Below are 17,931 nucleotides of genomic sequence, written 5' to 3' on the forward strand. Positions count from 1 at the left end.
ATTTGCGCGAAGGCTTGCCCCCGTGGGCGTCGATCAGGCCGGCGCCGCGGAGGACGCGATAGGCGCTCGACGGGCTGACGGCGACCACGTCGGCGTTGATCATCATGAAGGCGAGCCGGCGATAGCCCTCCACGGGATGGTCGTGATGGAACTCGATGATGGCCTCCTTCTCCCACGGCTCCAGCCACCGGTCGCGGGGGACCAGGGCGTTATGCTCGTTGGCCATGCCATAGCGAGCCTTCCGGTCGTGGAACTTGCTGGCGGCGATGCCGAGCCAGCCGACGAGTCGCCGGGCGGGGATCTCGGCGCGATCGGACCAGGTGCGGACGAAGTCGACGATCGCGTCGCGGGTGTCGTGGGGGACCCAGGCCCCGGTCAGAGTTCCCCAAGTTCTTTTTTTAGTTTGATATGTTCCTCCATCAATTCAGCGACGACCTCGTTCTTGCGCTGGAGCTTGTCGCGGAGCGCGGCGATGGTGCGGTGGAGCTGGCCGTCGGAGGTCGCGTTCTTGCGCTCGAAGGCGGCGGAGCCGTTCTCGAAGAACTGCTTCTGCCAGAGGTAGAACAGCGTGGGCGAGAGCTTGTGCTCATCGCAAAGATCGGAGACGGGCACCTGGTCGATCAGGTGACGCCGAAGGATGGCGACCTTCTCGACAGGCGTATAGTTCTTGCGCGGCTTTCGCATGGGAGGAACTCCTGCCGAGTTCTACCATAACTCGGCGATGGCGTTTCTCCATTTCCGGCTGAAGCAAGACAGCGGTCGGCGGTCGGCTCGAGGCTCAACGAGGAACGAGCGGGGCGGACGACGCGGGGAATGGGCGGGTGTGGAGCAGCCGGGAACCGGCGGGCGGCGGAGGGGCGGATGGCACTTACCTCGCCGTCCCTCAGCGGTGCGTTCACATGGTCGAGCGAGCCGGGACCGCGTGGCACCGGGCCTGAATCGAGGACCGGCAGGTCGTGGCCCCGCAGGCTTGTCCATGGCCATTCCTTGCCGCGCTCAACCATCCCCGCCCGGAACGCGTTCCGCTCGACGTATCATGCCCACCCTGGGGGCCTGGCTCTCGATGCCCTGGATGCCTTATGGGCTGACGTGAAAATCCGGGTTTCACGGATTTCAGTGGAAACAACCTCTGGGAAAACTCGGGGGCCGGTGACAAAAAACGCGAAACATGGCGCACTCTCTAGATAGGGGTGTCGTGCGCGCCGACTCGGACGAGCCGACAATGAGACCGAAGGAGATCCGCCGCGATGACGTGCGGTCGGGACGATCGACGGGGCTGGGACGAGCTCGCCAGTCTTGGGCGATGCGCGGAAGGTTCGTTCCACGCTCCGGTGAGGATGGGTTGCATCGCGGGTTCGCCGAGGCTGGCCGACGACCGGCGCGACCGTCGTTTCGGACTCCCGTGCGGGGGGGCGAAGCCAATTCAAAACCGGAACCAGAGGCTTATGACGCAAGGACTTGCGTCGAGCCTTTCGAAGCAGCCCGCGCGACGACCGAAGCCAATTCCCATTCCATCCCGACCCGGCCTGGACCGGACTCTCGGACGCAGAGTGACACCGCCGACGATGTTGCTTTCTCTCAATGCCCGTTGACGGGATCAACTTTGCACGACAAAGTAATCGAGCGTGCAAAGATTGAGACCTGAAGCGGAGGGCGGCGATCATGACCCCGATTCGGCTGGCGTTCGCGGTGTTTTGCGTGTTCCTGGTGTCGATCATCGTGGCGGCGGACATGGGGCTGGGGCCGAGGATCTGGGGCGGGCTGAGTCGGGTGCCGATGGGGGACAAGATGTGCCACGCCGCGCTCATGTTCACGCTCTGCCTGCTGGCGAACCTGGTGGTGAGTTGTCGCAAGCTCCGGCCCGGGCGCGGGGGCTTACTGCTGGCGACGACCGTCATCGGCATCCTGGTCCTGGCCGAGGAGGTCTCGCAGATCTGGATCCCCGGCCGGAACTTCGACCTCCTGGACCTGACGGCGGACGCGGTCGGGCTGGTGGCCGCCGATCTCGCCGCGCGGCGGCTGCATGGGCGGGCCGCTCGCGCGGAGATGGCTGCACGGCCGGGGCTCGCCGGAGGTATGATGCTTGGGTCGAGGGCCGGCGTCGAGATCCGGCCGGCGGGATCGACCGGAGCCACGTCCGGGGATTGAGGGCTCGATGTGCGGAATCGCCGGATTCGTGAATCGGGACGGATGGGCGGCGGACCGCGCGATCGTGGAGCGGATGACGCGGGTGCTGGCCCATCGCGGGCCGGATGGTGACGGCTTCCACGTCTCGGGGCAGGTGGCGCTCGGGCATCGGCGGCTCTCGATCATCGACGTCGCCGGCGGCGGCCAGCCGATGTGCAACGAGGACGGGACGGTCTGGATCAGCTACAACGGCGAGCTCTACAACGAGCTCGACCTGCGGCCCGAGCTGGAGGCGAAGGGGCACTCGTATCGGACCTCGAGCGACACCGAGACCATCGTCCACCTCTACGAGGAAGAAGGACTCGAGTTCGTCCGCCGGCTCAACGGCATGTTCGCGCTGGCGATCTGGGACGCACCGAAGCGACGGCTCGTCCTGGCGCGGGACCGGATGGGTCAGAAGCCGCTCTTTTACGCGGAGCTGCCGGGCGGGGGGCTCGCGTTCGGGTCCGAGCCCAAGGCGGTGCTCGAGCATCCCGACGTGAGCCGGGAGCTCGACCGGGACAGCCTGTCTCGCTACCTCTTCTACGAGTACATCCCGGCGCCCCATTCAATCTGGAAGGGGATGCGCAAGCTCCCCCGGGCGCACGTCCTGGTCTGGGAGAACGGGACGACACGGATTCTCCCGTACTGGCGACCGGAGGTCTCGGCGACGCCGGCGGAGGGCGCGCCGATCGAGGAGGTCGCCGGGCGATTCTGGGGGGAGTTCCGGGATGCGGTCGCCCGCCATCGCCGGTCGGACGTGCCGCTGGGCGTCTTCCTCTCCGGCGGCGTGGACTCGTCGAGCGTGGCCGCGGCGCTCTGCGAGCTCTACCCGGCCCGGGACGTCCGCACGTTCTCGATCGGCTTCGAGGACCGGAACTACGACGAGAGCGCCCACGCGCGGGCCGTCGCCAAGCACCTGGGGACCAGCCACGACGAGCGGACGTTCTCGGTGTCGAAGGTCTTCGAGCTGCTGCCGGAGGTGGCGACCTGGCTGGACGAGCCGTTCGGCGACGCGTCGATCCTGCCCACCCACCTGCTCAGCCGGTTCGCCCGCGAGTCCGTCACGGTGGCCCTCGGCGGCGACGGCGCCGATGAGCTGCTCGCCGGCTATCCGACCTTCCAGGCCGAGCGGGCCGCCGGGGTCTATCGGAGGATGCCGAGGCCGGCGCGGGCCCTGGCGGAGGCCGCGGTCAACCGGCTGCCGACCCGCTACGGCTATCTCAGCCTCGACTTCAAGCTCAGGCAATTCCTCCGGGGGGCGGCGGAGGCTCCCGCGCTCGCCCATCAGCGCTGGCTCGGCTCGTTCAGCGGGCCGGAGCTGAGCCGGCTGCTGCTGCCCGGCACGAACGGCGGAGACCCGCTCGACGTGGAGGCGGAGCACGTCGGCCTGGCCGCGACGCTGTCGCCCCTCGCGGATCCGCTGGGGCGGTCGCTGGCCCTCTACCAGGACACCTACCTCCAGGAAGACATCCTGACCAAGGTGGATCGGGCGAGCATGGCGTGCGGCCTCGAGGTCCGGGCGCCGTTCCTGGACGCGCGGCTGGTGGACGAGATCCAGCGCCTGCCCTCGTCGTTCAAGTCGGCCGGCGGCCAGGGCAAGCGATTGCTCAAGCGAGCCGTGTCGAGTAGGCTCCCGGCATCGATCCTGGGCCGGCCGAAGAAGGGCTTCGGCATCCCGGTGGGCCGCTGGCTCCGCGGCGAGCTGTCCGGCCTGCTGGATCGGCTGCTCGAGCCGTCGAGGCTGAAGGCCCAGGGGATCTTTCGGCCGGAGGACGTCGCGCGGAGGGTCGCCGAGCATCGGTCCGGGGTCCGCGATCAGCGGAAGCCGCTCTGGACGCTCCTGATGTTCCAGCTCTGGTACGACGCCTGGATGACCTGACGTGACGTGAGGCGACGTGAAGAGCCGCGACGCGAGGTGAGGTGAGAGCGAGGCATGAGGATCCTGGTCGTTTCCGACATCCACGCGAACTGGCCAGCCCTCTCGGCCATCGACGAGGAGTATGACGTCTGCCTCTGCCTCGGCGACCTGGTCGACTACGGGCCGGATCCGGTGTCGTGCGTCCGGTGGGCCATGGAGCACGCGACCTACTCGATCCGGGGGAACCACGATCACGGGGTTGCGCAGGGGATCCGGGTGAAGGGGGAGTCCGGGTTCCGCTACCTGACCGGCGTGTCGCGGCCGTCGATGTGGGAGGCCCTCGGGCCGGACGAGCGGCGGTACCTCCTCCAGCTCCCGGTGACCCAGCGCGCGACCCTGGCGGGGAAGGACTACCTCCTGGTCCACGCCACCCCGCGCGACCCGCTGGACGAGTATCTGCTCAAGGACCCGGAGGTCTGGGCCCGGCGGCTCGCGGACACGGAGGCGGACATCGTCTGCGTCGGCCACTCCCACCTCCAGTTCAATCTCCAGGTGGGCCGCACCGTGGTGCTCAATCCGGGGAGCGTCGGGCTGCCCCGCGACGGCGACCCGCGGGCCGCGTACGCGATCATCGAGGACAACCGGATCGAGCTGAAGCGGATCCCGTACCCGGTCGAGGAGACCGTCTCGCGGATCGAGGCGATGCCCTGGCCACGACGGGCCAGGGACATGACCATCGCCTCGCTCCGCACCGGCAGGCTGCCCGGCCCGCCGGGCCCCGATTCGACGGACGACCCATCGACGGGGCGGGGAAGCGGCGAGGGGCGAGAGACGAGGCCCGGCCGATGATCGTCGTCTACTGGGTCGCGGCGGCCGTGGCCGGCTGCCTGGCGTTGCTGATCGCGTTCCTCTTCGCGCTCCGATGGCTCGTCCAGCCGCTCCTTCGCGCGGTGCTCGCGGTTCGGTATCGGCTGCGGGTGATCGGCGCGGAGAACGTGCCGAGGACGGGTGCCGTGCTGATCGCGATGAACCACCTCTCGTGGCTCGACGGCCCGTTCCTGGCCGCCTCCTGCCCGCGGCGCGGGAACGCGCTCATCCATGCGGATTACGTGAGCCTGCCGTTCCTCGGCCGCTGGGCCCGGTGGATCGGCCTGGTGCCGGTGCCGTCGTCGGGGCCGAGGGCCCGCCGGATCCTGATCGAGGAGTGCCGCGCGCTGCTCGATCGGGGAGAGGTGCTGGGGATCTTCCCGGAGGCCCAGATCAGCCGCAACGGCCTGACCGGCCCGTTTCATCGCGGGCTCGAGGTCATCCTGTCCGGGCGTGAGGACGTGATCGTGATCCCGGCGTTCATCCACAACGTGTGGGGGAGCAACTTCAGCTTCTCCGGCGGCCGGTTCTTCGGCAAGCCGCGACGGAGACTGCGGCGGACCGTCGTGGTGGCGTTCGGCCCCCGCGTCTCGCCGCCGATCTCGGCATTCGGCGTGCGTCAGGCGGTCCTCGAGGCGGGGGTCGCCGCGGCCGAGGCCCTGAAGCCGCCGGCCCCGGAACTCGAGACCATCGACCCGGGCCTGGGGGAACTCCGACACCCGACCCTCGGCCCGTTGACGGGCTCGACCCCCGACGTGACGGACGGGACCGTGACCCAGCCGGGCGGGCGGGAGGGGACCGTCGGCCGTCCGCTGCCCGGGGTGGCGCTCCGCGTCGTCGATCCGACCGGGATCGTGCTGGGTCCGGGGGTCTTCGGCCGGCTGGAAGCCCGCGTCGCCGGCCGGCCGGGATGGCAGGACACGGGGCGGTCCGCGTCGATCGATCCCGATGGATTCGTGAGGTTGGGGCCTGACGAACGGGAGATCGACCGTCGTGGCCAGGCGCCGGCCTGAGTCCTTATCGCACGGCCGCGGCGTCCCGCTCGAGCGCGGCGGCCTCGTCGCCGCGGCCGGCGGCGCCGAGGGCGGCGATGGCGACCCGGTAGAGCTCGGCCAGTTCCTCCCGGTAGCCGACTTCATCAGGCGCCTGGGACCGGAGCGCCTTGAGGAGCTCGATGGCCCGGAGGTACGAGGGCACGGCATCGGCCGGCCTCCGCCTCAGTGCCCGGCAGTGTCCATGGACGGTCAGGGCTCGGATCAGCTCATGGCGGGAACGAACGCCGTCGACATCGCGGAGCGCGGCCTGCTCGGCGGCCCGGAGGTTTCTCAGGCCGGACCATTCCACGGCGTCCGCGAGCGTCTCGTCGAGGGCCGTCGCGGCCCCGGCCCCGGCCTCGGCCTCGGCCTCGGCGGCGATGAACACCGGCCCGGCCACCGGCCCGGCCGGCGAGGCGCGGGTCGAATCGGGCTCTCCCGCCGGCCCGGCGAGGTAGAATCGCGGCACGACCAGGAGGATGGTCGTCGCGGCGAGGGCCCAGGGGAGCCCCTGCCGTCCCGATGCGGGCCACCGGAGCAGATCGCGGCGGGGCGAACGCGTCGGGGGCAGGGGGGTGCCGGCGAGGATGGCACGGAGGTCGTTGGCCAGGGCGCGGGCGGAATCGTGCCGGAGCCGAGGATCCCGGGCCATGGCCTTCATGCAGACGACGTCGAGGTCGCGGGGGAGGCCCGAGTTGATGGCCCTGGGGGGGGCCGGGTCGGTCTCGACGGCGCGGCGGATCGTGTCGATGGCATTCGAGCCGCGGAACGGAGGGCGGCCGGTGAGCAACGCGTAGAGGGTCGCGCCCAGGCCGTAGACATCCATCGCGGGGCCCTGACGGTCGACCTGGCCCATGGCCTGCTCCGGGGCCATGTACGTGGGGGTCCCCACGATGACCCCTTCTCGGGTGAGCGAGAGTTCCCCGTCGTCCTGGAACGATCGGGCCAGGCCGAAATCGGCGAGGTACGGCTTCCCGTCCCGATCGAGGAGGATATTCGAGGGCTTGATGTCGCGGTGGATGATCCCCCGCTCGTGGGCGTGGGCCACGCCCTCGGCGATCTGCTCGACGATGCCGAGGGCCTCGCGCCAGGGGAGGGGGCCCTGTTCCTGGATTCGCTGGTTGAGGTCCGTGCCGTCGACGAAGCGGCTGGCGATGTAGAGGGTGTCTCCGGTCCGCCCGACCTCGTAGATGGGCAGCAGCGCCGGATGGTCGAGCCCCGCCGCGACCCTGGCCTCGCGGAGGAATCGATCGAGCCGCGGCGTGTGCGCCATGCCGAGGAACGCGGCGCTGACCTTGAGGGCCACGCTCCGATTCAGCTCGCGGTCGTGGGCCTCGAAGACCGAGGCCATCCCTCCCTGGGCGAGCTTGCGGATGAGGACGTATCGCCCCAGACGGACGCGGTCGGCCGGGTGGGCCGAGCCGGGCGTGGCAAGCGAGCCCGCGCCCCCGCGATCGGCGTCCGGATCATCCCCCACCCCGGGCCATCGGAGCCCGTCGCCGGCCGCCTCGGACTCGGGCGGCCGGCCGCTGATCTGGACGCCGGTGGTGCCCGGTGCCGGGGTGGGTTCGGTCAGGGCGTCGGGCGAGCCTCCCTCGGCTCGCGGGTCCGGGCTCGGGGGAGATTCGGAGGCGATCCGGTGGGCGTCCGCGAGGGTCGCCTTCAATCGACGCTCCATGGCCTGGCAGCTCGGGCATTCGGCGACGTGGAACCGCTCGGCGTCCGTCCAGGAGGCTCGCAGCACCGCTTCCCAGAATCGCCCTGGCGGGGGACACGGATTTGCCCTGCCAGGGAGAGTCATCGAGCCCTCTTTCGGGAAAATGTCCGCGAACTCAGCCCGCCGAAGTGGAGACGCCCGTCCGGACGCGTCCCGCCCCAAGGATCGGCGAGCGGGCGAGCAATGGACCTCGTCGCCTCCTCGCTATCTTACTTTCGATCCCCGATCGGAACATAGTCCGAGATTTGATTACCGACGTAAACCTGCCGCGGCCGGGCGATCCGGGCCTTCGAGTCGGCGTGCTGCTCCGACCACTGGGCGATCCAGCCGGGCATCCGGCCGATGGCGAAGATCACCGTGAACATGTTGATCGGGATGCCGATGGCCCTCATGATGATGCCGCTGTAGAAATCGACGTTGGGGTAGAGCTTCCTCTCGACGAAGTAGGGGTCGGAGAGGGCCTTCTCCTCGAGCTGCCTGGCGACATCCAGGAGCGGGTCGTTGACGCCGAGCTGGGCGAGGACCCGGTCCGCCGCGCGCTTGAGGATGATCGCCCTGGGGTCGAAGTTCTTGTAGACGCGGTGGCCGAAGCCCATGAGCTTGAATCCGCTCTTGGAGTCCTTCGCCAGCTTGATCGCCTGGTCGGCGGAGAGCCCGCCGTGGTGGATCTTGGCGAGCATCTCCAGCACGGCCACGTTCGCCCCGCCGTGGAGCGGCCCCCAGAGGGCCCCGACGGCGGCCGCGCACGAGGCGAAGAGATTGGCCTGGCTGGAGCCGACGACCCGGACCGTCGAGGTGCTGCAGTTCTGCTCGTGGTCGGCGTGGAGCAGGAGGATCAGGTTGAGGGCCTCGACGACCTCGGGGCTGGCGACATGCTGCTCGTAGGGCATCGAGAACATCATGTGGAGGAAGTTCGCGACGTAGGGCAGCTTCGGGTCGGGATAGATGAACGGCAGCCCCATCGACCGGCGGTAGGAATAGGCGGCGATCGTCCGGACCTTGCTGATCAGCCGCGCGGCCTCCTCGTAGAACTCGTCCTCCGGGGTCTCGGCGGGGGAGGAGTTCCACCGCCTCGGGAAGCAGGAGAGCGTGTTGATCATGGCGGAGAGCATCGCCATCGGAGGGGCATCGACGAGGAATCCTTCGAAGTGGTGCTTGAAGGCCTCGTGGAGGGCGGCGTGCCGCGTGAGCTGCTCCCGGAAGAGGGCGAGCTCCGTGCCGTTGGGCAGTCGGCCGTGGATCAGGAGCCAGGCGGTCTCGGTGAAGGTGGAGTGCTCCGCGAGCTGCTCGATCGGGATCCCTCGATAGCGGAGGATGCCCTTCTCGCCGTCGATGAACGTGATCGCGCTGGTGCAGGCCCCGGTGTTGCCGAAGCCGGGATCCAGCGTGATCAGCCCGAGGCGGGCGCGCAGCTCGGAGATGTCGAGAGCGAGTTCTCCTTCGGTGCCCTCGACGACCGGGAGCTTGAGCTCTCGACCATCGAACGTCAGGGTTGCGGTCCTGGTCATCGCCTGATCTCCAACCTTCCGAGCCGCGAGGGGACACGATGCGAATGGTCTATTCTACATCCATTCGGACGGGTGGTGAATGAGGCCCCCTCCGGCGCCCCAATTCCGTCGGGGTCCGCGACCGCACCAGGCGGGCTCGGCCCGTCGCAATTCGCTGCAATTTCCTCATTCGGGTTGCATAACCCGGTCTCGATCGCGATGATCGATCTCGGTTTGCGTCGAGGCCGAGCGCCCCGCCGAACGCCAATTCCGCCCGGGCTCGGTCCCGACGACTTGCTCGGGAGATTCATGGGTTATACTCTCGTGAGCGAGCCCGGGAATCGACCCGTCCGGTCCGACTCGCCCCTGGTGACCTTCCGTCGTCCCCTCGCGGGTGGCTCAACACCCGGGAAGATTCGCCATGAGCCAGAACGGCGCCTCCTTGACATTTGCGACCGAGGAGTCGGAGGCTCCGTGATGACCGACAACGTCTCCGCTCACTGTTCCGTCGCCCGCTCGCGAGGCGGATTACGCGCCGGCGCTCGGCTCCTCCTCTGCCTCGTGCTCTTCATCCCGGCGGTCCCCGAAGGGCACGACCGGTACGGGCACCGCGTTTCCCCGTCCCCGCTTCACGCCATCGGCACAGCCCGATCGCACGGAACAAGACCGCGTGCGATTCCGACGCAGGCCTCCCATCGCGTCGTTCGCGTGCGGGCGATCCTGCCCCGGCCCCCCGTCGCCGATCCTCCGAATGGCACCGCCCCCGACGTTCGCGAGCAAGTCGGCATCGCGCCGGTCCACCTGGGCCAGACGCGCGGCCTCGTCGCTCGCGCTCAGGTGACGACCCCGCTTCGCTGCTAGGACTCTCGGCGCGGCCGGAGTGCCGGATCGCGCGCGGAGGATCGCGGATCCTCCACCCCCTCACGTTCGGTCGTTCCCGCCGCAACCCGGCATCCGACCCCGATTCGGGACCGTCGCGGATGACCGCAATCTCCTCGGCCGATCGCCTGCGCCGGCTCAGGCGCATGGCTTCCGGGGGAGGTCGAGATCATTCGTCCCGCGTCCCGGTCGGGTCGGACAACCTCCGGGAGGCTGGCCTTTTCTCCTGCCCGAACGGCCGGCTTGGACGCTGATAAGGGGGATAGTCGTCGCGCGGCGCTCACGAGAAGTCACGCCCGAGTCGACGGACTTCGCGCGAGGCCGGGCCAAATAACACTCCGAGCCTCGACGTCTAGCTCTCTGAGCCCCGGATGATCGCCGCGGGTTGGGCTCCGCGACGAGCAAGGATCGGGACGAGAGTGAAAGGCCGATCGAATTCCACGCTCGCGTGGAGTTCCTCGCCCACGCCCCGCAGCCCTCCATTCGGCAAAGTGCCGTCAAAAAGTCGTCGTCGTGGCCTCACGCGCCGCGGCCGCTCCGATTCGAGCGGCCGTGCGGGCGCCGAGGTCGCACGCCCCGATTCCCAGGAACATGCGGCGAACTTCCGGACAATCATGACATGACGAGGTGATAACGATGCAACTTCAAGCACTTTCTCACATCGCGATCGCAGGCGGATTTCTGCTGACTCTGTCCCCGTCCGATTCGAGGGCGGACGACGCGAAATCCACCGGCACGGCCAAGGTGCCCCCCCGGATTGCGGCGAAGTCCGAGGAGGACATTCCGACCTACAGCCTCCTCGATGCGATGGACGAGGGGCTGGTGGCGGTGCAGGCGGAGGGCCGCGGTGATGGCCGCATGACCGTCGCCGTCACCAACCAGACCCGGCGCCAGCTCCGCGTCGTCCTGCCCCCCGGCCTCATCGCCCAGGGCGCCAGCGGCCAGATGGGCGGCATGGGTGGCATGGGCGGCGGCATGGGCGGCATGGGCGGCGGCATGGGTGGTATGGGTGGCGGCATGGGCGGTGGTATGGGCGGCGGCATGGGCGGCATGGGTGGAATGGGTGGCGGCATGGGCGGCGGCATGCGCGGCGGCGGCGGCGGCGGCGTGATGCCGGCGTCGATGGGCATGATGATGCTCTCCCGCCTGATCATGTACCTCTGCGGCGACTACGATAGTTGGGACCAGCGCTCGCTCGCCGTGGGCATGATGGGCGGCATGGGTGGCATGGGCGGTGGCATGGGCGGCATGGGTGGGATGGGCGGCATGGGTGGTGGCATGGGCGGCATGGGCGGCATGGGCGGCATGCGGTCCGTACCACCCACCAGCCTCCCCTTCGCCAACCTCAAGCCCGGCCAGAAGCGCGAGCTCCCCACCCGCCTGGTCAGCCTCTCCCAGCCCGACCCCAACTCCCAGTCCGGCCTCAGCCTCCCGGCCAAGGGCGAACCCCTCCAGTTGCTCGACGTCTCCCAGACCAACGCCGACCCCAGGACCCAGAAGGCCCTCAAGCGGCTCCAGGCCGAGAAGGCCCCCGAGACCGTCAGCCAACTGGTCCTCTGGCGCCTCACCTCCGGCCTCGACTGGTCGCAGATCGCCCAGATGTCCTCCCGCTGGTCCAACCCCCACGAGCTCTCCCTGGCCCAGGAGTTCGTCGACCGCCTCGACCTCCTCGACGACAAGGAGTCCGGCCTCATCCTCTTCTCCGTCGAGGCCTCCGAGCCCGCCCTCAAGGCCAAGGCCGCCGACCTGGCCAAGGCCCTGGAGACCCACTCCTTCCTCGGCCTGGCCACCAAGCTCGGCATCCCCGAGCAGCCCGAAGGCCCCGCCGTCGCCTGCCGCGTCCGGCTCACGACCGAGGGGGCCTCGGTCCAGGTCATCAGCAGCGACGGCACCGCCGGCAAGTGGGTCCCCTACGGCAAGTTCTCCGTCCCCGCCACCGACGACCCCTCCAAGCTCGGCGACGCCCTCGCCGAGGGCGTCCTCGGACGCCTGGTCCGCGCCCAGTTGAAGCGCGGGCCCACCGTCAAGGGCAAGCCCACCTACCAGGTCCGCATCGACAACGCCTCGCCCCTGGTCCTCAACGGCCTGGCCATGACCGGATCGGAGGTCGGCGAGGCCCAGAAGCCCCGCGACCTCACCGGCATCAGCATCGCACCCCGACGCAGCCTCACCGTCCCCGCCACCGAGGAGGTCGTCAAGACCCTCGGGCTCAGGAAGGGCATCCGCGTCACCGCCGCCGACCTCAGCGGACTCTGAGGCGCGACCGGTCCTTCGGTTCGGGGCCGAGGGCGACTCGGCCCTGACGTCCCGTCCAGGAAAGCCCCCGCGACCGGGTTCGCGGGGGCTTTTCCATGCGCCCGTTGCGGCTTACTTCGATTCGCCCGGGGCGGTCGTGGGGCCGACCGAGACCACGGTCATGGGGCAGAGGGGATACTCGCGGAGGAGGCGGCGGAGGTCATCGAGGCTGACGCGGGAGAAGGCGTCGAGCTCCTGCTCGACCGTGAGGTAGGCGTGGCGGTACATCCAGTGGAAGCCGAGCGAGGCCAGCCGCCCCATCGGTCGCTCGCTCCGCAAGACCGAACGAGCCAGGACCTTGTTCTTCGCCTGTTCGAGCTCCTCGGCGGTGACGCCGGAGTCCATCACGGTCCGGTAGACGTCCTCGATCCGGGAGAGATTCGCGTCCGCCTCCTCGGGCTCGCAGCTCAGGAACGTGAAGAACGTGCCGGCCTGATTGTAGTCCTGGTAGGAGAGCCCGGCGCCGTCGGCCAGGCCCGGGTCGATGAGGGTCCAGTAGAGGCGCGAGCCGGTATGGTCGCCCAGGACGGTGGCCAGGAGGTGGGCGGCGTAGCGGTCCTCCGTCTCCAGGGGGGGGGCGTCGGAGACCCCGACGACCGTCTGCTGGAGGTCCTCCTCGCGGACGATCTGCCGGACGGCCGCGGCCCCCCGGACCGGGTCCGCCAGCCGGCTCGTCGAGCCGCCCGACCAGTCGCCGCAACGATCGCTCGCCATCGCCAGGAGGTCCTCCCAGCGTCCCCTGCCGGCGAAGCCGAGGACGATGTTGGAGGGGCAATAGTGGTCGCGGAAGTAGGAGCGCATCGCGTCGACCTTCATGTCGGTGATCGACTGGACGCTGCCGAGGATGCTGTTGCCCAGCGGGTGGCGGCCGAAGTGCGCCGACTTGGCGGCCTCGTAGGCCACCGACATCGGATTATCCATGTACATTCGGATTTCTTCGATGATCACCTGCTTCTCGGTTTCGAAGTCCTCCTCGCGGAGGGTCGGCCGGAGGATGTCCGAGAGGACGTCGAAGCAGGCGGGCAGGTACTCGGGCAGGCAGGTCACGTGATAGAACGTGTCCTCCTCCGACGTCTGGGCGTTGTGCTTCGCCCCCACCCGGTCGAAGTCGCGATTGACGGCCAGGGCGTCGCGGCGCTCCGTCCCCTTGAACGTCATGTGCTCGAGGAAGTGGGAGACGCCGGCGACCTCGGCGGATTCGTCGCGGCTCCCCGCCTTGACGAAGAAGCCGGCGGCCACCGAATGGGCCTGGTCGTTGAGCTCGGCGATGACCTCGAGTCCGTTCTCGAGCCTGGCGTGGTGGAAGGGCATGGTTCGGTCCTCGGACGGGCGGAGAGGGGGACGACGTTCGGGCACTAGCGGGGCCATCGCAGCGGCGTCGGCCCGAGCGTCAGCATGGTGATGCCGGCGGCGTCGGGGAAGGTCGCCGCGTGGGCGGAGACGCTCTCGGGCGTCAGCCGGTCCAGCTCCGCGGAGATCTCCTCGATGGGTCGGACCCGGCCGAGGAAATACCAGTCCGAGGCGAGGCCGCTGGAGCGGCTCATGCTCGACTCCTGCGCCATGATCAGCGAGCTCTTGAGCCCGGCTCGCATCGTCTCCAGCTCGTCGGGCTCGATCCCGCCGCGGGCCAGCCGCCGGATCTCCTCCGACATGACGTCGAGGGTCTCCTGGGCGCGGTCGGTCGAGGTCCCCGCATGGCAGAGGGCCGCGGCCCGGTCCCGCTGGCTCTCGTAGGTGGAGTAGACCGAGTAGCAGAGCCCGCGCTTCTCGCGGACCTCGGTGAAGAGCCGGGCCGACGAGTATCCCCCCAGGACCGCGACCGCGGCCCGGGCCTTGTAGTAGTCGGGGCTGGTGACGACCTCGGAGGGGAACGCGAAGGCGATCTGGATCTGCTGGGTCTCGCGGACGATGTGATCGCTGAGCGGGCCGCTGGCCTGCTCCGGCAGCCGCGGTTCGGGCCGCGGCTCCCAGTCGCCGAGGAGGCGGCCCACCGCATCCCGGAGCAGGGGCCAGTCGATGGCCCCGGCCACGCCGAGGATCGCGCCGTTGGGCCGATACGCCGCCCGATGGAACCGCCGCAGGTCGTCCGCGGTCAGGCCGGAGATCCCCTCCAGCGTGCCGGGAGACGGGCGGCCCCACGGCTCGGGGAAATGCCGCCTCCGGAGCTCGAATATCACCTTCGTTCCGGGGTCGTCCTCGAGGCTTCGCAGGGTCTGGGTGCAGAGCGCCCGGATCGGCTCGACCTCGTCCTCGTCGAGGTGGGGCCGGAGGATGATGTCCGCGAAGACCTCCAGGGCCGGGATCAGGTTCCGCCCCAGCGTCGCCGCGGAGACGCTGGTGTGGAGCGTCTGGGCGCTCTCGCCGTGGCTGACGCCGAGGTTGTCGAGCGCCGAGAGGACCTCCCGGCTGTCTCGATCCCCCGCGCCCCGGATGATCCACTCGGCGATCATCGTCGCGGCGCCGCCGCCGATCTTCAGGTCCTCGGCCGCCTCGTAGGCGGCGCCGGCGGGGATCAGCAGGGTGAAGGCCGCCGACTGGACGCCCGGTATGGACTCTGCGACCAGGACCAGCCCGTTCGAATAGCGGTGGTGGTGGACCAATTCCGGGGCTGTTGAGGTCACTCGAATCCTCGTGATTCTTGGCGCCGATCGCCCCCGAGCCGCGCTCGGAGCGCGGAGCGATCTGAAATTCGAGACCACGCGAGGCGACGCCGCGGCTGTCTCGCCGGCCACCGCACTCCTATCCCGATCCTGAAGATAGCAAATCCCATCGCCTCTCGCCTACTTCCCTGTCCGGATCGGCGATCGGGGGCGGCTATCCGTCGACGGCCTTGTACAGGGTCCTGGCCTTGCGGAAGCCGAGGCTGCGGTAGAGCATCAGGGCGGATCGATTCTCGGCGGTCACCTCGAGATAGGCACGCCGCAGCCCGGCCCCCTGGAAGCCGGCGAGGGCCCCCCGCGCCAGGGCCCGTCCCAGGCCCTTGCCCCGGTGTTCGGGGACCACGCCGAGGTTCTGGATCGCCCCGATCGGGCCGTGATCGAGGACCCCCTGGACCGTCCCCACGCATCCGTCCGGGCCGGCGATCAGCCAGGTCGCGCCGGGGAGGAATCCCGGCTTGCGACGGATCTCTCGCATCAGCCGCTGGCAGCCGTAGCGATCCCCCAGGCAGGGGAAGACGTAGGCATCGATCTCCCCCCGGAAGCTCCGATACTTGACGTCGGCGTGGAGCGCCAGCAGGGACTCGTCCCAGGCGATCCAGGTGAACGGATCGGGGAGCGCGATCGGCCCGATCGGCTCGTCCAGGTCCAGTTCCATCCGCAGCCGTTTGTAGTACGTGATCGCCATGAGACATGGGGCACAGGATCATGTCGCCCGGTCGCTGCCGCCACGATCATCGGGCCGAATCGCATTCTAAGGCCGGCGGCGAACCAAGGTCAATCACTCCGGCCTCGATTGCTCGTCGGCCCCGGGGCGGGTGATGAGCATCGGGATGTTCAGGCCGTGGCGGACCCGGTCGACCGTCTGGCCCAGGAGGAGGTCGCGGACCAGCCCGTGGCCGTGCGAGCCCACCACCAGCAGGTCGACCGGATCCTGCCGCAGGTGGGCGACGAGCTGGCCCGCCGGATCCGGCCCGTGCAGCAGCACCGATCGGGCGCGAAAGCCACGCTCGCGGAGGGTCTGGACCAGCTCGCCCAGGTACTTCGCGTCCGCGTCCGTCTCCCGATCCGCGGTCTCGACGCCGTGGATGACCGTGAGGGGCGTATCCACCACGTGGAGCAGGACGAGCTCCGCGGCCTGCGCCTCCCCCTGGGCCACCGCCAGCGCCCGGCCCAGGATGGCCGCATCCCCCTCGCCGTGCTCCAGGGCCACGCCGATCTTCCCCAGCGGCCTGGCACGGAGGGCCTCGCCCCAGTCCATCGCGACGCTGGCGGGGGGGGCCCACGAGGTCGAGGCGTGGATGACCGGCCAGAAGGCGATCCACGCCAGCAATCCGCCCACGAGCGCGGTGGCGACGATCAGCACCAGGGCCAGCAGCCAGCCGACCGGGACCGGCCCCAGCGCCGCCCCCGAGGCGAGGGCCGACTCCACCCATCCCACCCCCTGGTCGAACACGAGCTTCGCGTTCAGCGCCACGATGATCGCGGCCGTCGCCCAGGCCAGGATTCGCCCCCACAGCGGGGTCGCCAGGACCCCCATGTTCCTCCGATTCGAGGTGAAGTGGATCAGCGGGATCACGGCGAAGGGGAGCTGGAGGCTGAGGATGACCTGGCTGAGGACCAGCAAATGCTGGGTCGACTCCTCGCCCGCGAGCCAGATCACCAGGACCGCGGGGAGCAGCGCGATCAGCCGGGTCGTCAGCCGCCTCAACCACGGCGCGATTCGAAGGTGGAGGAATCCCTCCATGACGATCTGGCCGGACAGCGTCCCCGTCAGCGTGGAACTCTGCCCGGCACAGAGCAGGGCCACGCCGAACAGGATCGGCGCGGCCTTGCCCAGGAACCTGGGCAGGAGCTCGTACGCCTGCTGGATCGAGACGACCTCCACGCCCCGGCTGTGAAACGCCGCGGCGCTGAGGATCAGGATCGCCGCATTCACCAGGAACGCCGCGTTGAGCGCGATCGCCGAATCGACCAGGAAGTACTTGCAGGCCGACTGGCGGCTGTCGTTGTCCGACCCGATCCTCCGCGTCTGCACCAGCGCGGAATGGAGATAGAGGTTGTGGGGCATCACCGTGGCGCCGAGGATCCCGATCGCCACGAAGAGCGCCCCGGGCGGCAGGCTCGGGCGGAGGCCCGAGACGATCCCGGCCGGATCCGGGCCCGCCTGGAAGAGCTGGATCAGGAAGCAGCCGCCGATGATCGCCACCAGCACCAGGATCACGGCCTCCATCTGCCGCATCCCCCACCGCTGGAGGTAGAGCAGGGCGAACGTGTCGAACGCCGTGATCAGGCATCCCCACAGCAGGTCGATGTTGAACAGCAGCTTGAGCGCGATGATCGTCCCCAGGATCTCCGCCAGGTCGGTCGCCGCGATGGCCACCTCGGCCAGGATCCAGAGGAGCACGCTGACTGGCCGCGAATACTCCGCACGACAGGCCTGCGCCAGGTCGTGCCCCGTCACCACCCCGAGGCGCGCCGCGAGCGTTTGCAGCAGCACCGCCATCAGGTTGGACATCAGCAGCACCCAGATCAGGGCATATCCGAACCTCGCCCCCCCCTCGAGGTCCGTCGCCCAGTTCCCCGGGTCCATGTACCCGACGCTCACCAGATAGGCCGGCCCGAGGAATGTGAACAGCCGGCGCAGCCTTTGCCACCTCCCCGAAGCCTGCGGGACCTCGATCGTCCCGTGGACCTCGTCGAGCGAATGCCGCGATGAACCCGTCTCGACGACTGCCATGCGTCCTCTTTCTCGGTTCCCGCGCCGCTGTTCCGGCCGCTTCCACGCCCTTCATGACATCTAACCGATTTTTCGGTCGCCTGCAACCCATGTGTTTAGACTCAAAATCATAATTTTTGGCATCCAAAAACCCACCGCGATACGGCATCATCCCGAGACGGTGAGAATTCGGCTCTCGAGAGTTGACAGCCGGCATGGCCACGCAAGCATGAGTGACCACGATCGTCA

At 69.3% G+C, this 17,931-nt stretch carries 12 protein-coding genes and 1 pseudogene; 5 read left to right on the forward strand and 8 right to left on the reverse strand.

All coding sequences use genetic code 11. The features are described 5' to 3' along the window. Both G6O54_RS34310 and G6O54_RS34315 read right to left on the reverse strand, forming a co-directional pair. Positions 1-226: pseudogene (locus tag G6O54_RS34310) on the reverse strand (IS3 family transposase); the annotation flags it as partial. 149 nt (positions 227-375) lie between these two features. Then, positions 376-684, reverse strand: coding sequence for a transposase (locus G6O54_RS34315; RefSeq protein ID WP_165234573.1), 309 nt, complete (start codon positions 682-684; stop codon positions 376-378). Positions 685-1,662: 978 nt separating this feature from the next. On the opposite strand from G6O54_RS34315, the gene G6O54_RS34320 reads away from it, so the two are divergent. The 4 genes from G6O54_RS34320 to G6O54_RS34335 are packed head-to-tail and all read left to right on the forward strand — an operon-like array spanning position 1,663 to position 5,907. Further along, positions 1,663-2,148, forward strand: coding sequence for a VanZ family protein (locus G6O54_RS34320; RefSeq protein WP_165234576.1), 486 nt, complete (start codon positions 1,663-1,665; stop codon positions 2,146-2,148). A gap of 7 nt (positions 2,149-2,155) precedes the next feature. Then, a complete protein-coding gene (gene asnB / locus G6O54_RS34325) occupies positions 2,156-4,048 on the forward strand; it encodes an asparagine synthase (glutamine-hydrolyzing) (protein ID WP_165234579.1) in 1,893 nt (630 codons plus the stop codon). A 54-nt stretch (positions 4,049-4,102) separates the two neighbouring features. Next, positions 4,103-4,876, forward strand: coding sequence for a metallophosphoesterase family protein (locus G6O54_RS34330; RefSeq protein ID WP_165234582.1), 774 nt, complete (start codon positions 4,103-4,105; stop codon positions 4,874-4,876). After that, positions 4,873-5,907 carry a 1-acyl-sn-glycerol-3-phosphate acyltransferase gene (locus G6O54_RS34335; RefSeq protein ID WP_165234585.1) on the forward strand — a complete coding sequence of 345 codons (1,035 nt, stop codon included), beginning with the start codon at positions 4,873-4,875 and terminating at the stop codon, positions 5,905-5,907. The genes G6O54_RS34330 and G6O54_RS34335 overlap by 4 nt, the downstream gene beginning before the upstream one ends. A gap of 4 nt (positions 5,908-5,911) precedes the next feature. On the opposite strand, the gene G6O54_RS34340 is transcribed toward G6O54_RS34335, so the two are convergent. Together G6O54_RS34340 and G6O54_RS34345 are read right to left on the reverse strand one after the other, a co-directional pair. Beyond that, a complete protein-coding gene (locus G6O54_RS34340) occupies positions 5,912-7,672 on the reverse strand; it encodes a serine/threonine-protein kinase (RefSeq protein WP_165234588.1) in 1,761 nt (586 codons plus the stop codon). Between the two features lie 182 nt (positions 7,673-7,854). After that, the gene (locus tag G6O54_RS34345) at positions 7,855-9,153 is read right to left on the reverse strand and encodes a citrate synthase (protein ID WP_165234604.1); all 1,299 of its coding nucleotides are present in this window, start codon (positions 9,151-9,153) and stop codon (positions 7,855-7,857) included. Between the two features lie 1,494 nt (positions 9,154-10,647). On the opposite strand from G6O54_RS34345, the gene G6O54_RS34350 reads away from it, so the two are divergent. Further along, positions 10,648-12,267, forward strand: coding sequence for a hypothetical protein (locus G6O54_RS34350; RefSeq protein ID WP_165234606.1), 1,620 nt, complete (start codon positions 10,648-10,650; stop codon positions 12,265-12,267). 111 nt (positions 12,268-12,378) lie between these two features. Here G6O54_RS34350 and G6O54_RS34355 read toward each other — a convergent pair whose 3' ends face one another. The 4 genes from G6O54_RS34355 to G6O54_RS34370 form a co-directional block, all read right to left on the reverse strand. Next, positions 12,379-13,617, reverse strand: a complete 1,239-nt coding sequence (locus G6O54_RS34355; RefSeq protein ID WP_165234608.1) for a M16 family metallopeptidase — start codon at positions 13,615-13,617, stop codon at positions 12,379-12,381. A gap of 44 nt (positions 13,618-13,661) precedes the next feature. Continuing rightward, positions 13,662-14,927 carry a M16 family metallopeptidase gene (locus G6O54_RS34360; protein WP_250847227.1) on the reverse strand — a complete coding sequence of 422 codons (1,266 nt, stop codon included), beginning with the start codon at positions 14,925-14,927 and terminating at the stop codon, positions 13,662-13,664. A 193-nt stretch (positions 14,928-15,120) separates the two neighbouring features. After that, positions 15,121-15,651 carry a GNAT family N-acetyltransferase gene (locus G6O54_RS34365; protein WP_165234610.1) on the reverse strand — a complete coding sequence of 177 codons (531 nt, stop codon included), beginning with the start codon at positions 15,649-15,651 and terminating at the stop codon, positions 15,121-15,123. A gap of 93 nt (positions 15,652-15,744) precedes the next feature. Continuing rightward, positions 15,745-17,703 (reverse strand): Nramp family divalent metal transporter, encoded by a 1,959-nt coding sequence (locus G6O54_RS34370; protein WP_165234612.1) that lies wholly within the window; start codon positions 17,701-17,703, stop codon positions 15,745-15,747. Positions 17,704-17,931 lie beyond the last annotated feature (228 nt).

Source organism: Aquisphaera insulae (assembly GCF_011064615.1).
Classification (GTDB): domain Bacteria; phylum Planctomycetota; class Planctomycetia; order Isosphaerales; family Isosphaeraceae; genus Aquisphaera; species Aquisphaera insulae.

Coding starts and splice junctions, on each gene's coding strand:
- G6O54_RS34315 (WP_165234573.1), bottom strand. CDS start 684: ATGCGAAAGCCGCGCAAGAACTATACGCCTGTCGAGAAGGTCGCCATC.
- G6O54_RS34320 (WP_165234576.1), top strand. CDS start 1,663: ATGACCCCGATTCGGCTGGCGTTCGCGGTGTTTTGCGTGTTCCTGGTG.
- asnB (WP_165234579.1), top strand. CDS start 2,156: ATGTGCGGAATCGCCGGATTCGTGAATCGGGACGGATGGGCGGCGGAC.
- G6O54_RS34330 (WP_165234582.1), top strand. CDS start 4,103: ATGAGGATCCTGGTCGTTTCCGACATCCACGCGAACTGGCCAGCCCTC.
- G6O54_RS34335 (WP_165234585.1), top strand. CDS start 4,873: ATGATCGTCGTCTACTGGGTCGCGGCGGCCGTGGCCGGCTGCCTGGCG.
- G6O54_RS34345 (WP_165234604.1), bottom strand. CDS start 9,153: ATGACCAGGACCGCAACCCTGACGTTCGATGGTCGAGAGCTCAAGCTC.
- G6O54_RS34350 (WP_165234606.1), top strand. CDS start 10,648: ATGCAACTTCAAGCACTTTCTCACATCGCGATCGCAGGCGGATTTCTG.
- G6O54_RS34355 (WP_165234608.1), bottom strand. CDS start 13,617: ATGCCCTTCCACCACGCCAGGCTCGAGAACGGACTCGAGGTCATCGCC.
- G6O54_RS34365 (WP_165234610.1), bottom strand. CDS start 15,651: ATGGCGATCACGTACTACAAACGGCTGCGGATGGAACTGGACCTGGAC.
- G6O54_RS34370 (WP_165234612.1), bottom strand. CDS start 17,703: ATGGCAGTCGTCGAGACGGGTTCATCGCGGCATTCGCTCGACGAGGTC.